We start from the raw sequence: 14,601 nt of genomic DNA, 5'->3' as shown, positions 1-14,601 counted from the left end.
GTAATATGAATAGGCTTTAAAAGCTTCCATTCGCAAAAATAAAAAGCGCAATTGCGCTTCTTAAATTACTTTAATTTGGATTAAGCTCCTGTTGACCCAAAACCACCAGTCCGTTCTTCTTTTTCTTGATTTTCATCACCATCAGCGACCAAGAAAGGCATGAAGACTCCCTGAACCACGCGCTCCCCTTTTTCAATTACGACTTCTTCATCAGTGAAATTACGCATCTGCATGAACATATGCCCTTCATTATCAGGATTATTATAGTAATCCTTGTCAATAACACCTACTGAATTGATTAAAACCAAGCCTTTTTTACGAGGATTTGATGAACGGTCATACATGTAAAGCACTTCACCTGCCTGCATATAGGCCTTCAAGCCTGTTGGAATTAATTTAATTTCCCTTGGCGCAAAACTAACGGTTTCAGCTGCTTCAATGTCATAACCTGCTGAATGTTCAGTTGAACGTTTTGGTATATTAATTCCAGCATTTTTATATTTAGTTACCACTTCAAATCCACGAATTTTCATCTCTTACCTCATTTGTTTTTTTCTATTATATCATAAAAAAAGCACTCAGAGAGCGCTTTTCATTTAGACTTCTTCAGCATTTGTTTCGATGAGATGTTGATACCAGTAATAAGAATCCTTCGGTATCCGTTTCAATGAACCTTCCATTGTTTCATCTTGGTCAACATAGACAAAGCCATAACGTTTTTGGTAGCCATTTAACCAAGAAAGGAGGTCAGTATAAGACCAAGTGTGATAACCAATGACTTTTGCTCCATCCGTCATCGCTTCTTTGATTGCTTTAACATGACTTTCTAGATATTTGATTCGATAATCATCATGAATTTTTCCATCTTCAACTTTATCATATTCGCCCAAGCCATTTTCTGTAATCATCACTGGAATACGATAACGAGAAGTGATACGACGAAGTGCAATTCTCAGGCCTTCAGGGTCAATTTCCCAATCCCAATTTGTTCGGTTAATAAAAGGATTTTGAATTTTTTTATGGAGGCCTGGAATTCCTGATTCTTTGGTTGTTCCTTTTTTACCACTTGTATTAAAGGAACCGACTCCAACTCCTCCGTCAACTGGATTCCATGCGTTAGTAGCTGTCTGGTAATAATTAATACCTAGAAAATCAGGTTTAGCTGATTTCAAAAGTTCAGCATCCCCTGCTTCAAATTCAGGTGCTAGCCCATTTTCACGTAAATAAGCCATTGCCGCAATTGGGTATTCTCCGTAAAGATAAACATCCATCCAAAAGTGACTATAAAGCTCTTCTGCATTTTCAGCCGCTAAAACATTGAGTGGGTCAGAATCCTTAGCATATTGTGGCGTATAGGCAAACGAAGGGCCAATTTGTCCATCCATTTCAAGTTCATGAAATTTATTGATTACCGCAGCATTTGTCAGATTAGCAATATGATTGACCTGATAAAAAAGTTTCATATCTCTTTTTCCAGGTGGGTGAGTCGCGAGTGACCAACCTTGACTTGTAAAAATATTTTGTTCATTAAGCGATACCCAATGTTTTACTTTACCTTTGAAAGCATTAAACAAAACTTCAGCATAGTTAACAAAATCTGCGATAATTTCTCGTGATTCCCAACCACCATATAAATCTTCTAAGGCTTGGGGCAAATCCCAATGATAAATCGTGACAATTGGTTCAATCTCATTAGCAATCAACTCATCAATCAAATCTTCATAGAATTTCAAGCCCGCTTGATTGACCTCGCCACGTCCGTCAGGTAAAATCCGCGTCCAAGCAATTGAAAAACGGTAGGATTTAAGGCCCAACTCTTTCATTAAAGCCACATCTTCTTTATAGCGATGATAATGATCAACAGCGACATCCCCATTCGTTCCTTTAAAAGTCTTGCCTGGAATACGGACAAAATTATCCCAGACACTGGCTTTTTTGCCATCTTCAAAAGGTGCTCCCTCAACTTGATAAGCTGCCGAAGCTGAACCCCATAGAAAATTATTTGGAAATGCTTTTAATTTTTTGTGCTCCATTTTATTCCCCCATTACTTGTTTATAGTCTATATTATAACATTTGTAACCGTTTTATTTTGTTTTATCTTTTGGAATTTGTTTTTTTATTTTTACGTGATTGTCCTAAAAAAGTTGTCTTAAAAGACAACTTTATTTTCTTGATTTTATTTTTATATCTTTATGTGCTTGTTGATTTTCTACTTCTATTTTATTGGCTTTCTTTTTTTGGCTGCGTGCAATAAGAATCATTGCCAAGCCAATTAAAACGATTGCTAAACCAAGCCAGTTATGATAAGCCACAAGCAATAGACCTAAACTGATAAAAGCGATGCCCCAGGTACTCATACAACACTCACATTAAAGAAGACAGCTGCTCCAAATGAGCTTCCTTTAATTAGCTGTTTAGCCATTGCTGCGTCAGTCGTTGCGTCATCTGTTGGTGTTTCAAAGAAAAGTTTTAATCCTTGTTTTTTTGTATGTTTAAAGTCATTTTCTTCTAAAAGTTGAATAATTTCTTTTTGCATCATTGCAGAATTTACGAGTATCATAGTATTTCCTCCTCTATGAGTGTTTTTTATCACATCTGATAAGGTTTATATTATAAATCTTACCAGATTTAACAAAAAATGTGTAGAGCAAGTTTTCTTACTTGCTCTACCATTAATTTCAAATTTAGTCGAGTTCAGTTTCTTCCAACTTGTTAGCTGCGATAACGAATGGTACCCAGATAACAAAGGTAATGATCAAGTTAATAATTGTAAGGACAATTGCCCGCCAGTCAAAACCGGTTGCCATGAAGGCATTCATAATTGGTGGTGTTACCCATGGCACAGCATTGACAACTGGGTCAACCAAGTGAAGGGCTGTTGCAGTGTAGGCAATGATTACAGAAATCAATGGAGCGACTGCAAATGGAATAAAGAAGATTGCATTCAAGACAACTGGCAGACCGAAGAGGACTGGTTCGTTGATGTTGAAGATACCAGGTGCAAGTCCGAGACGTCCAACAATCTTGTAGTCTTTACGTTTAGAGAAGAGAATGATTGCAATAACAAGTGTAATTGTACCACCTGATCCACCAAACCATGCAAAGGCGTCCCATGAACCACGTACCCAAAGGTTAACGTAGTCACCATTAATGGCATGTGCTTTATCAACCGCACCTTTAGCAATCAAGTCACGGATACCTTGTGAGTGAACTTGGAAGTAAAGGGCTTGGTTATTAAGTCCAAGAGGTCCCCAGATACCATCGAGTACTGGTGCCAAAACGTTTGGTCCGTGAAGTCCGAAGAACCAGAAGACTGAAACAAAGAGTGTAACAATCAGTACTGAGAAGATATTTTGTGACAGAATTTGGAATGGCTCTGCGATATAGTGGGTAATCAGGTTAATGACAGAGTCATTTGTCAATTTACCAATGATGTAGTAGATTAGACCAACGATATAAAGTGCTGCAATTGTAGGAATGATTGCTAAGAAAGCTTTTGCTACTGCAGGTGGAACTGATTCTGGCATCTTAATTGTGATGTCAGCAAGCATGAGTTTTGCATAAATAATAACTGCAAGGGCACCCATAATAATAACTGTGAAGTAAGCTCCAGCATCGAGGTGAGCTGAGGCAAAGAGTGGTTTCCAAGCGGCAAGTCCTTGATCACCAAGAACGCCATTAAGCTTGTCAGTTGCTGCTACACCAGCTTTACCTGTACCAAGGGCTGCTGTAAATTTACCCATTTGGTTTGGCAAACCTGCAAATAAGGTTGCAACTGATACGATACCACCAGCGAGGTCATTGACTCCGTAAGCACGGGCCAAATTGTAACCCCAAGAAAAGGCAAAGATAAGACCAATAACTGTCAGTGTACCTTGGTTAACAAGGGCTGAAATATTGTTCAAATCACCAATGATTGGTGTATTAGCAAGTGTCCAGACTTTCTCTGGTGCTAATTTTGAGAATGCTGTTGCTCCCAACATCATTTGTTGGATAGCTGACGGGAATGTTGTCACGATAGCTGAAATCATGGCAGCTAAGGCACCAGCAAGTGTTGCTGGCAACATACCGATAAATGAGTCACGCAGCGCAACTAGGTGTTTTTGAGACCCAATCTTTGCCGCAACAGGGACGAGATATTTCTCCATCCACGCAGTAATTCCGTTCATGGAATTCCTCCTTTATAATATAATAATAAATAACTTTCAAAAAAACTTTTTGAACATAATTAAGGTTCTGTCAGTACTGACAGGCATAGATTATCGATTATTTTTTGCTCTCGATAAGTTTAAATGAGCTCCATGGTTTTAGGAAATCGAGTAGGAATAATTCATCATCTGCGATACGTCCAACGACATTGACTCGACCATCATTTTCTATTTCACGTAAGGAGATTTGAGTCTCACCTTTATATTGACCATAGCCTTCGTTGTCAATAATGACATCGCCACGTTGAATTTTATCAGTATCGTGAGCGGGGAATTCAAGGTCTTTATAAGTGATTCTTGTCATTGTTGAACGGAGCATGTAAGCTGATTTATCACCACGATAGCTATGTGTCGCTTCAAAAAGACATTTGCGTTCATTTTCACTGATTGTTTCACGTGGAACGACTTTAATCTCAGGCATGCTTGCATTAAATGCTTGGCTCATCGCTTTAAGTTCTTCTTCGCTCGCATAAGCATTGGCAATAGTCACATCATCAATTCCACCGAGGAGTTTGTAATGTTTAACTTGTGTCGCAATTTCAAGGCTTCTGTGGTCTTCAAGAGTACAAAGGCCATCTTGAGTTGGCCAAGGACCAAATGTTGCTGCTTGCGAATTGACAAAGGCCATGGTGTTTAAATTATAGCCCTTGAATTTTTCTGTACATTTAAGATAATGGTTAAATTCCAATCCTGTGTAACGATGTGGGTAGAAATTGTGACTTCCCAACAGTTTTTCAGTATCAGGTGAGTAATCCATTATTGAATCAACATAGGTTGTTCCCTGACTCATATTGATTTCAATTTTGATTCCGTAAGGATTTCGGGTCATTCTGGCTTCTTCGGCTCCTGTGAATCCTATGTCAAGTCGAACTCCATCTGCACCCATTTCATGGAAAAAGCTGAGGTCATCATAACTAATGTTAAGTTGTGTAAAGAGACCTGGATTGATATCCACCATGACTTCCATTCCTAACTGATTGGCGTAATCAACAACTTTTTTGAAAGCTGCAAGAACCCCTTCTTTATCTCCATCAATTTCGAGTAAAGAAGTGAAGACACGCTTAAATCCATATTGATGCGCTAAATCAAGATAAGCTTTATCTGCCTCAAAATTTGAGCGTTCTGGATAGATAGATACCCCTAATTTTCCCATTTTTTTCTCCTTTTTCTTATTTGTTTATTTCCTTTTTTTATTTCTGAAATAAACCTTAAGTCTATGATAAGGCTTTCATTTCATTTTTGCAAGCGATATCATCTTAAAAAAAACATGTTTCTTAAATTGAAACATTAACGATAAATTCTCATTTTTAGATAGGTTTAACGCTTTCTTTCGTTAAAATCTTTAAAATAAGGCGAATTGACCTATACCAATTCTTGTCAGTAATATCAGTGTAACAAACAAACTCCTCCTCCCACAATATTCTAATTTTTTAATTTCTTTAATTTTTATCAAAAAAGTTACTGACAAAGCTGTCAGTAACTTTTTTAAAAATATTCACGAAGAATCGCCTGATTCTCTTTTAAAATTTTTGCCGTAAATTGGCCAATGGTCATTTTTTCTCTTTTTCCTTCTCCGAGACTAATATTGTTTTCAGGAATAATTTCGTCAGTAATTTCAACTGAAAATTCGGGCTGACCGTGTACTTTTAAAAATTCCTGTAAGTTAACAATTCGTGCCTGCATATAAGGAACAAGTTTAATTTCTGCTCGCTGTGGCTCTGTCAGTTCTTCTTCAAGGAGAGTATCTGAAGGTGCTTGCCAACTAGTTTCCGAAAATGAACCAGCATGGCTTGAAATAAAACGATAAAATGCTTGTTTTGCCTCGTCAGTCAAAGTTATCAGTTCTTTGATAACAAATGTCATTTCTGAAAATTCATAGAGAAGATAGCCCAAAGCCTTACCATTTTCGCGATAAATCGCACAGTGAGGTTGTGATTTAAAACTGAAAAAGTAAGACCAAAGTTCTGGAGAGCAAATAAGTGAGCCTTGATTATCAGCCTTTTGATGAACTTCTGTCAGTACTTTAAAAAGGGCTGTATTTTTACTGACAGAAAATTCACTAGCATTTTCATCATCAAACTCAAACTTTTCTCGACTAATTTCGCCCGCACTTCTCTTACCTTTAGGAAAATCTTGAGCTGCTAGTCGATAATGTTTTTGATTAAAAGCATAATGATAACCAAATTTTTCATAAAAAGCATATGAAAATGGTGCTAAATATGAAAAAATCACTCCTTTTTCATAATTATCTCGCAAACTTTTGGTCATTAATTGTCGAATGGCTCCATTGCCTCGAAACTCAGGATAACTGGCAACATAACCAATTCCAGAAGTTTTGACTTCTTGATTTTTCCAATAAACATTAAAGTGTGAGTCAATCACCATTGACGTCAGTTTTTGATTTTCGTAGTGGCCATAAGGAGTTGAAAATTCAAGTAATTTGTCAAAAGCTTTTGCCCGTTCCTTTGTTTTAGGCTTATGAAAGGCATAAGTTGCCAAATCTAAAAATTCTTTATTATTTTTTGTATTCGCATTCATAAATTCATTTTAACACAAATTTGTAGGAATAAGAAAACATTTTTGTTAACGTTTACTTTTTTGATCTTTCTAATCGTCCAATAGAAAAACAGCCAAAATCGGCTGTTTCAAATCAAAATTTTAATTTCTTCGAGACCAACTATTTAGCCCAAAATTACTGACAGCTTTCAGTATCTTGTTCTTAAGAGCAATCAGTACTTTTTAATTCTTTCCAATTCAAAATCATCATTCAAGGCTGATTCTGTCAGTAAAGTCAAACAGTAAAACTGAAAATTCAGTTTAGTATTATAATCTTTCCGCCTAGCTTATCACTGAAAATAAAGCGCATGAAAACAACTTATTTCTTTGTAAATCTGAAAGTCTTAAAATTTTCATTGTCTGACACTTTACTTATCTTGCTCTACCGCCATTGTAAGCTCGATTGACATTATCCAAAACAGCAACCATTTGGCGCTTTTTAAAACGTCCCAAGAAAAAACCAACGGCTTTGTCGTTAATCATTTGAATAAAACCATTTGATGTTTGGTTCTCTTCAATGACCACCTGAGTGCTTCGGTCATCAATTTTATGCAATTCCCAGCGAGTACTAAAAGTATTGCGATTTGTTTTAGTCGTAAAAGCGTAAATGCTTGGTTCTGTCAGCTCTGTAATTTTAATACTTCCTCTTTGGTTTTTCCCAAAGCTCTTACTATATTCATAACCATTTAAGCTTCTAACTTTCGGACGTTTCCCTGTATTTTTTTCAATGTCAAATAGACATGAATCAATTATTTTTTCAAAGATAAATTCTCTCGGGGCATCAACTATTTTATCAATTCTCATCTTTTTTTCTCCCTCAGCAAGTTTTTTAACTAAGTTTATTCTAACAAGATTAAAGATTCTTTGCAAGCACTTTCATGTTTTCAAAAGCAAAACATATTTTTACTTGAAAAATGGTAAACCGATAAAGAGAACCAAGAGAATAACAAAGGCGCCTGTTGCAAAAATACGGTATTGTTTGGGAATAGATGGAATGAAAGCCTTAGGAGCAAAAATTGCTGACAAAAGCAGTCCACCAATTGCCCCGCCAATATGTGCCCAAATGCTTACATTTCCTAAAGAAAAGAGATTCATAACCAAGTTAGCAACAATCAACACAGTAAACATTCGACCGATTTGTTGTAAAAATGGATGTTTTGTAAAAAATGCTAGACCAACAACTGCCGCAAAGAGGCCAAATATAGAAGTAGATGCTCCTGCCGAAACCACTCTAGGTGTCAAAAGAAAAACCATGGCATTACCAAAAATTCCTGACAAAAGATAAATCAGAGTAAAACGTAGCCAACCAAAAACATTTTCAATTTGCCGACCGATGAAAAAGAGCGTCGCCACATTTAATAAAACATGTGCCCAACCAATATGGATAAAGAGTGCCGTAAACAAACGCCACATTTGGCTTGGGTCAAACAGCATAACTTGACCAAGTATGGCTCCACTATTGAACAAGTTGATTGCTGAAGTTGCCGATATTCCGTAAGTAAAAAATTGCCATAACCAAACTAAGAGTGTGATAATTGATAAGATATAAGTTGCCTTGTAACGTGTAAAATCTCGTTTAATTTCATTAAAATTCATTATTTTTTCTCCCTATAAAAAGTTCTTGTACTGCGATGTCATGGCTTTCTGCCTCAAAATCCATTTTTTGAAAATCATAAAGTACAGAGGCCGTTGATCCCTCAAAATTAGCCAAATACCGGTCATAATAACCACCACCAAAACCGATTCGATAACCCTCATCATTCCAAATTAAGCCTGGAACAAGGATAAAATCAGGCTCAACTGCAATTTCAGATTTTGGCTCAAGCAAGCCAAATTTTGAGCGAACAAGATTTTCTTTATCATACTTGGCAAAAATCATTTGACGCTCAGGTAAGCATTTAGGAATCAAAATTTCTTTGTCGTCAGATTGGTCGAAAAGTTCTGTCAAATTAAATTCAATTGGCATTGACATATAAAGCGCTATTTTTTTTGCAGATTTCCATTTTGAGGAAGCGGTTAACTGCTTTAAAACATCCTTATTCTGACGCCTTTTCTCGTAGTCTGAAAAATTTTTTAACATTTGTAATATTTTTTTACGGTTTTCTGCTTTACTTTCCATATTAACTATGATAACATGAAAGTGTAAGTTTTTGTTTTACGATTAGTTCTGTGCTTTTGGGTTCATTCCTATTCAAGAAATTAGATTTACAAATTTATAAATAAGGAAGTACCAAAAATGGCACAAGGAACTGTTAAATGGTTTAACGCAACTAAAGGCTTCGGCTTTATCACTACTGAAGAAGGAAACGACGTTTTCGCTCACTTCTCAGCTATCCAAACTGATGGATTCAAAACACTTGACGAAGGTCAAAAAGTTACTTTTGACGTTGAAGATGGCCCTCGTGGACCTCAAGCTGTTAACATCCAAAAATAATTACAGCTTTAAATAAAAATCACTGACAGTTTTGTCAGTGATTTTTTTATTGTCAATTTTACTGACAGACTATTTTTTCGTAAGCCTTTACAAATAATTCATATTTTATCAAAAATACTATTGTAAAAACGATTAAAATGGGCTAAAATAAAGAAATCAACTTAGTGTATTTAGGGAAAAAATGAAAGATTTAACTAAAGGAAATATTTTAACAGGACTTATTGCATTTACTTTGCCCTTACTTATGGGTAACTTTTTTCAGGTCCTCTATAACACGGCAGATACTCTGATTGTCGGTCAAACCTTGGGAAAAGATGCTTTGGCTTCCGTTGGAGCGACAGGCTCTATCAACTTTTTAATTGTCGGCTTTGCTCAAGGAATGACTGCTGGTTTGACAATTTTAACGGCCCAACGTTTCGGGGCAAAAGATGAGTTAGCCATAAAAAAATCCTATGTCACGGGCCTCTACTTTACAATTGCGATTTCTATTTTGCTCAGCATATTGTCCCTTATTTTTGTGGGACCTTTGCTTCAAGTTATGCAGACCCCAAACCAAATTTTTGAAGGTGCCAAGACCTTTCTAAGCATTATGTTAGGCGGAATGATTGCCACTAATCTCTACGCTTATCTGTCTAATGCTCTAAGGGCTTTGGGCGATTCTAAAACGCCATTATATGCTTTGATTGCTGCCTCAATTTTAAATATTGCCTTTGAATATTTTGCTATTTTAGTCTTAAAATTAGGAATTGCTGGAGCAAGTGGAGCAACAATTTTAGCCCAAATGATTTCGGTATTATTTCTTTTTTGGCACATCAAACGAAAAGTTCCCGAATTTCAAATTTCAAAAAATTTATGGCGGCTAGATCGTGCCGAAATTGTCCACCATGCTAGACTTGGTATTCCAATGGGCTTTCAATCAAGTATTATTGCCATCGGCTCTATCACGCTCCAAGTCGCTTTGAATAAAATGGGAACAAATGCTGTCGCTACCCAAGCCATCGTTTCTAAAATTGACCAATTTGCGATGCTCCCGATGATTTCAATCGGGCTTGCCATGGCAACCTTTGGAGCACAAAATTATGGGGCTAAACAGTACAAACGAATTAATCAAGGCTTAACACGGGCTCTTACAATTGCTGTCGGTTGGTCAATTATCTTTGCCATTATCTTAAACCTTGCTCACTTCTATTTCACCACTGCTTTCATTTCAAGTAGCCAAACAGCCGTTATTGAGATGTCGAGTCACTATTATCTTGTGAACGGAAGTTTCTATTGGTTGTTAGCCATTTTATTCGTTACCCGCTCAACAATTCAAGGCTTAGGTAATGCCAAGATTCCAACATTGTGTGGCTTTGCAGAGCTTTTCATGCGGGCAGGAGTCGCTATCATTGGTGTTCTTTTACTCAATTATACGGTAATTATCTCAAGTAATCCTGCCGCTTGGCTGGGTTCAACCTCTATCTTAATTCCAACAACCATCCGCATGATTAAACGTTTTAGACAAAATCAGGATTTAGCATAAAACCGCCACTTAGGGCGGTTTTTCTTTTAAATTTACTGACAGATTTGGTTTACACTTTCTGTCAGTAAAATATCGTTAAACTTATTGATAAGCTTTGGGTAAAATAAATTGACCCGCTTCCTCAAATTCTTTAGCAACTTTCAATAATTCAATTTCAGAATTTTTTGGTCCCCAAAGTTGAATTCCAAGTGGCAGATTCGTTTCTTCATTAACATAAACGGGCAGAGAAAGCGCAGGCTGACCCGTTAAATTACTGATGAAGTTATAAGGTGTAAAAGCTAATGAGCGCTCAAATGCGGCTTCAATAATCTTTATTTGTTGTTCAAATTCATATTGGCTAATTTCTGACATTTCTTTTAATACTTCCGCTGTCATTAATTCCTGACCAATTTTAGGAGCAGTTTTAGCAGTTGTTGCCGTCAAAAATAAATCATAATCTTTATAAATTTTGTCAGTAAAATCTCTAGCCGCAATATCCCACTGAGCTAAAGCATTGATATAAGAAGACACTGGAGCTTTTCTTCCGGCTTCTAAAAGCGCATAAGTCAAAAGTTCAACATCTTGACTCGTCAATTTTCGTCCGGCAGCCCGTTCCCAAGGTTCTAACATGGCCACTGTTTCAGCCGCATTCATACGATAATAAGACTGAATCAAAGGACGAGCTTCTATGGGAAAATCAACTTCTGTCAATTCATGACCTTGACGCTCTAAAAACTCTACTGCCTTTAGGCATGCATTTATGGCGTCTTTTGATAATTCAATTCCAGAAATCGGGCTTTGGAGTGAATAAGCAATTTTCATTTTTCTTGATAAATTATTGCTGACAGCTTGGTCAGTACTTTTAGTGAGCGCTATAAGTTCTTTTTCGTCCAACAATTTTGCCTGATAAGGTGCTGCTTCTTGTAGGGTTTGCATTTCAAGCACAAAACGAGCCGTATCTCGCACAGATACAGTAAGAGCTCCAGAAATCGATGCTCCTTGCCATCCTCGGTAAGAATCAGGCCCTTGTGGCATCCGCCCTCTCGTCATTTTAAGTCCAATCAAGCCCGAAAATGAGGCTGGAATCCGAATCGACCCACCGCCATCTGAAGCTCCAGCAATTGCAAACATCCCAGAAGCCACGGCAGACGCCGCTCCGCCAGAAGACCCTCCCGAATAATAAGCTTCATTCCAGACATTTCGTGTATCTCCGTAGAGTTTTGAATCAGAAATGTTTTTAAAGCCAAACTCTGGAGAATTCGTTTGTCCAAATGGCGTGAAACCAGCATCTAAGAGTCCTTTAACATAGTTGTCATCCTCTGATGCCACATTCTCTGAAAAAAGGTGAGAGCTAGCCGTATCAGGCAATCCTTTATGAGTTTGTCCCAACATTTTCAAAGCAAAAGGAAGACCAGCAAAAAAACCTTGACTCGTTAAAGCTAAATCAGCTTTTGCCTTTTCTAAATCATAAGCAACAATCGCATTGTAACGCGGATTGAGCTTTTGAATCTTGTCATTTGTCATTTCTAATAACGCTTTGGCAGAAAGATTTCCTGATTTTAATTGCTCCGCCCAATAAGTTGCATCTTTAATTTCAAGCATGGTTCTCCTTTAAAAGCTGAGTTTTATATATCTGCTGACAAACTCATTCTGCCAACATTTTACCATACTTATCAATCATAATAAAAAATATCCGTTCCAAATTAGGACGGATATTTTTTATTATTATAACTGGCAAAACAAAATAAAGTTTTCATATTACTATCTTCCACTAACTTATGACCGAATGAAATGTAGGATAGCTGTTTCATACAGCTGATCCTTAGAAATTATCCAATTCTTGATACAAAAGTTTTTGCGCAACCGTTGGGTTAGCTTGTCCTTTAGTTGCTTTCATTAATTGACCAACCAAAGCTTTCGCCGCATTTTGCTTCCCACCACGATAATCTGCTACAGATTGTTCATTCTTAGCAAATACATCATGAATGATTGGCAAAAGCACTGCAGGGTCAGAAATTTGAACCAAACCAGCTTTCTTGACAAATTCTTCGGCAGAACCACCATTTTTTGCTAATTCAATAAAGACTTTTTTAGCAATTTTTGAAGAAATTGTTCCATCTGAAATCAAACGAATCATTTCTGTCAAATTTTCTGGAGTCAAGCCAATCTCATGAAGTTCTTTTTTCTCACTATTCAAATATTGAGCCACTTCACCTTGCAACCAGTTTGACACCAATTTAGGGTCAGTATCAAATTTAATCGCCTGATCAAAGAAATCAGAAACTTCTTTAGTTGCGGTCAATTGACGAGCATCATAATCAGACAAAGCTAAATCATTAATATAATGCGCACGTCTTGCTTTAGCCGTCATTGGAAGGCTCTCACGCATTTGCTCAATCCACTCGTCAGAAATTTCAAAACGAGGGACATCTGGCTCTGGGAAGTAACGGTAATCAGAAGCGCCTTCTTTAACACGCATCAAAATTGTTTCACCCGTTTTGTCATTAAAACGACGCGTTTCTTGACGAATTTCGCCACCAGCGCGCAAAATCTTAGCTTGCCTGTCGACTTCAAAGTCCAAAGCTTTTTTGACATTGCTAAATGAGTTCATGTTTTTAACTTCTGTCTTCACACCAAAAGCTTCTTGACCATAAGGACGGAGCGAAACATTGGCATCACAACGCATGGAACCTTCTTCCATCTTCACATCAGAAATTCCTGTGTAAAGAATGGCTTCTTTAAGTGCTGTCAGATAAGCATAAGCTTCCTCAGGAGTGCGCATGTCAGCTTCTGAGACAATCTCAATCAATGGTACTCCTTGACGATTCAAATCGACATAAGAATAACCATCCGTTCCGTGCGTATTTTTCCCAGCATCTTCTTCTAAATGAGCGCGCTCAATGCGAATCGTCGCTTTATGGCCATCTTCAAGTTCAATTTCAATGGAACCATTGTAACCAATTGGCTCATCAAATTGTGAAATTTGGTAAGCTTTGGGATTATCAGGATAGAAATAATTTTTGCGGTCAAAATGCATTGATTTGTGAATATCCATATTCAAAGCAAGAGCCGCTTTAATTCCGCTATCAATTACCCCTTTATTCATTACTGGTAAAACACCAGGAAGTGACCAGTCAATCACATTTGTATTTGTATTAGGGTCTCCACCAAATTTTGTTGAGGCGGGACTGAAAATTTTTGAGTTTGTACTTAACTCAACGTGGACTTCAAGCCCAATTACTGTTTCAAAGTTCATTATTTTCTCCGATACTTTCTTTAAGAAAGTCAAATTATCCTAGTCAATATATTGTTTTCCGGTTTTTGACAATTTTTCAAGCAAACTAAGTTGTGACATGGTCGTTCTTTTTACTGACAAGTTTGTCAGCTCTGAGCGTTTTATAAATTTCGTTTCTGAAGTTTCACTATTTTCCAGAAAATCAATGGATAAAGCTTTACACTTAAAAACAAATTTATAATATTGCTTTCCTTGCGGTTGCCATTTGTCTGTATCGAAAATCGCTAATAAGCGCTCAATCTCTCCAGAAACTCCAGCTTCCTCTTTCAACTCCTTAAGTAGATTTTCACTTGGCGTAAATCCAATCTCTCCATATCCACCTGGTAAGGCCCAGTCTCCCTGAATTTTATCCCGAACAAAGAGTATCTCTTTTTCTTCATTTTGAATAAAAGCCCGCACATCAATCATCGGTGTAGGATAAAAATTATTTGGACGAAAGAGATCTGTCAGCTCCTCTTTAGTCAAAGTAGTTGAATGCTTTAAAAGTTGAGGTAAAATCGCTTTGATTTCATGATAACGTTCAATATCAAAGACATCTTTCCCGTAAAAAAGTCCTGCATCAGCAACTGCATTTAATCGCTTGATTAATTCGTCAAATTCCATTTT

General features: G+C 37.0%; 15 protein-coding genes. 2 read left to right on the top strand and 13 right to left on the bottom strand.

Going from position 1 to position 14,601, the window contains the following annotated elements:
* Positions 1-80: 80 nt before the first annotated feature.
* The 10 genes from PYW37_RS00985 to PYW37_RS00940 form a co-directional block, all read right to left on the bottom strand.
* Positions 81-533, bottom strand: a complete 453-nt coding sequence (locus PYW37_RS00985) for a dUTP diphosphatase (protein ID WP_023190059.1) — start codon at positions 531-533, stop codon at positions 81-83.
* Between the two features lie 63 nt (positions 534-596).
* Positions 597-2,033 carry a glycoside hydrolase family 1 protein gene (locus tag PYW37_RS00980; protein WP_025016602.1) on the bottom strand — a complete coding sequence of 479 codons (1,437 nt, stop codon included), beginning with the start codon at positions 2,031-2,033 and terminating at the stop codon, positions 597-599.
* Positions 2,034-2,163: 130 nt separating this feature from the next.
* Entirely contained in the window at positions 2,164-2,358 is a 195-nt protein-coding gene (locus PYW37_RS00975) for a hypothetical protein (protein WP_023190065.1), read from the bottom strand.
* Complete coding sequence (locus PYW37_RS00970) at positions 2,355-2,561, bottom strand: hypothetical protein (RefSeq protein WP_025016603.1); 207 nt, start codon at positions 2,559-2,561, stop codon at positions 2,355-2,357. The genes PYW37_RS00975 and PYW37_RS00970 overlap by 4 nt, the downstream gene beginning before the upstream one ends.
* A gap of 124 nt (positions 2,562-2,685) precedes the next feature.
* Complete coding sequence (locus PYW37_RS00965) at positions 2,686-4,170, bottom strand: PTS sugar transporter subunit IIC (RefSeq protein WP_012897016.1); 1,485 nt, start codon at positions 4,168-4,170, stop codon at positions 2,686-2,688.
* A gap of 97 nt (positions 4,171-4,267) precedes the next feature.
* Positions 4,268-5,362, bottom strand: coding sequence for a DUF871 domain-containing protein (locus PYW37_RS00960; RefSeq protein WP_023190067.1), 1,095 nt, complete (start codon positions 5,360-5,362; stop codon positions 4,268-4,270).
* Between the two features lie 332 nt (positions 5,363-5,694).
* A complete protein-coding gene (locus PYW37_RS00955) occupies positions 5,695-6,747 on the bottom strand; it encodes a GNAT family N-acetyltransferase (protein WP_044009732.1) in 1,053 nt (350 codons plus the stop codon).
* Positions 6,748-7,137: 390 nt separating this feature from the next.
* Entirely contained in the window at positions 7,138-7,569 is a 432-nt protein-coding gene (locus PYW37_RS00950) for a DUF3284 domain-containing protein (RefSeq protein WP_012897013.1), read from the bottom strand.
* 99 nt (positions 7,570-7,668) lie between these two features.
* Complete coding sequence (locus tag PYW37_RS00945) at positions 7,669-8,361, bottom strand: rhomboid family protein (protein WP_003129738.1); 693 nt, start codon at positions 8,359-8,361, stop codon at positions 7,669-7,671.
* Positions 8,351-8,884: a 5-formyltetrahydrofolate cyclo-ligase gene (locus tag PYW37_RS00940; protein ID WP_010905169.1), complete on the bottom strand. Its 534-nt coding sequence runs from the start codon at positions 8,882-8,884 to the stop codon at positions 8,351-8,353. Before PYW37_RS00940 ends, PYW37_RS00945 begins: the two co-directional genes overlap by 11 nt.
* A gap of 117 nt (positions 8,885-9,001) precedes the next feature.
* Between PYW37_RS00940 and PYW37_RS00935 the strand changes: the two genes are divergently transcribed.
* Together PYW37_RS00935 and PYW37_RS00930 are read left to right on the top strand one after the other, a co-directional pair.
* Positions 9,002-9,199 (top strand): cold-shock protein, encoded by a 198-nt coding sequence (locus PYW37_RS00935; protein WP_003129735.1) that lies wholly within the window; start codon positions 9,002-9,004, stop codon positions 9,197-9,199.
* Between the two features lie 181 nt (positions 9,200-9,380).
* The gene (locus tag PYW37_RS00930) at positions 9,381-10,721 is read left to right on the top strand and encodes an MATE family efflux transporter (protein WP_021721771.1); all 1,341 of its coding nucleotides are present in this window, start codon (positions 9,381-9,383) and stop codon (positions 10,719-10,721) included.
* An 81-nt stretch (positions 10,722-10,802) separates the two neighbouring features.
* Here the strand turns inward: PYW37_RS00930 and PYW37_RS00925 are convergent, their stop codons facing one another.
* The 3 genes from PYW37_RS00925 to PYW37_RS00915 form a co-directional block, all read right to left on the bottom strand.
* The gene (locus PYW37_RS00925) at positions 10,803-12,302 is read right to left on the bottom strand and encodes an amidase family protein (protein ID WP_025016604.1); all 1,500 of its coding nucleotides are present in this window, start codon (positions 12,300-12,302) and stop codon (positions 10,803-10,805) included.
* Positions 12,303-12,522: 220 nt separating this feature from the next.
* The gene (gatB, locus tag PYW37_RS00920) at positions 12,523-13,956 is read right to left on the bottom strand and encodes an Asp-tRNA(Asn)/Glu-tRNA(Gln) amidotransferase subunit GatB (RefSeq protein WP_003129725.1); all 1,434 of its coding nucleotides are present in this window, start codon (positions 13,954-13,956) and stop codon (positions 12,523-12,525) included.
* Positions 13,957-13,995: 39 nt separating this feature from the next.
* Positions 13,996-14,598, bottom strand: coding sequence for an NUDIX hydrolase (locus PYW37_RS00915; RefSeq protein ID WP_023190075.1), 603 nt, complete (start codon positions 14,596-14,598; stop codon positions 13,996-13,998).
* Positions 14,599-14,601: the final 3 nt, after the last annotated feature.

Origin of the sequence: Lactococcus lactis, assembly GCF_029023865.1 — a bacterium.
Lineage (GTDB): Bacteria > Bacillota > Bacilli > Lactobacillales > Streptococcaceae > Lactococcus > Lactococcus lactis.
This window is presented reverse-complemented; position numbering and strand designations above follow the sequence as displayed.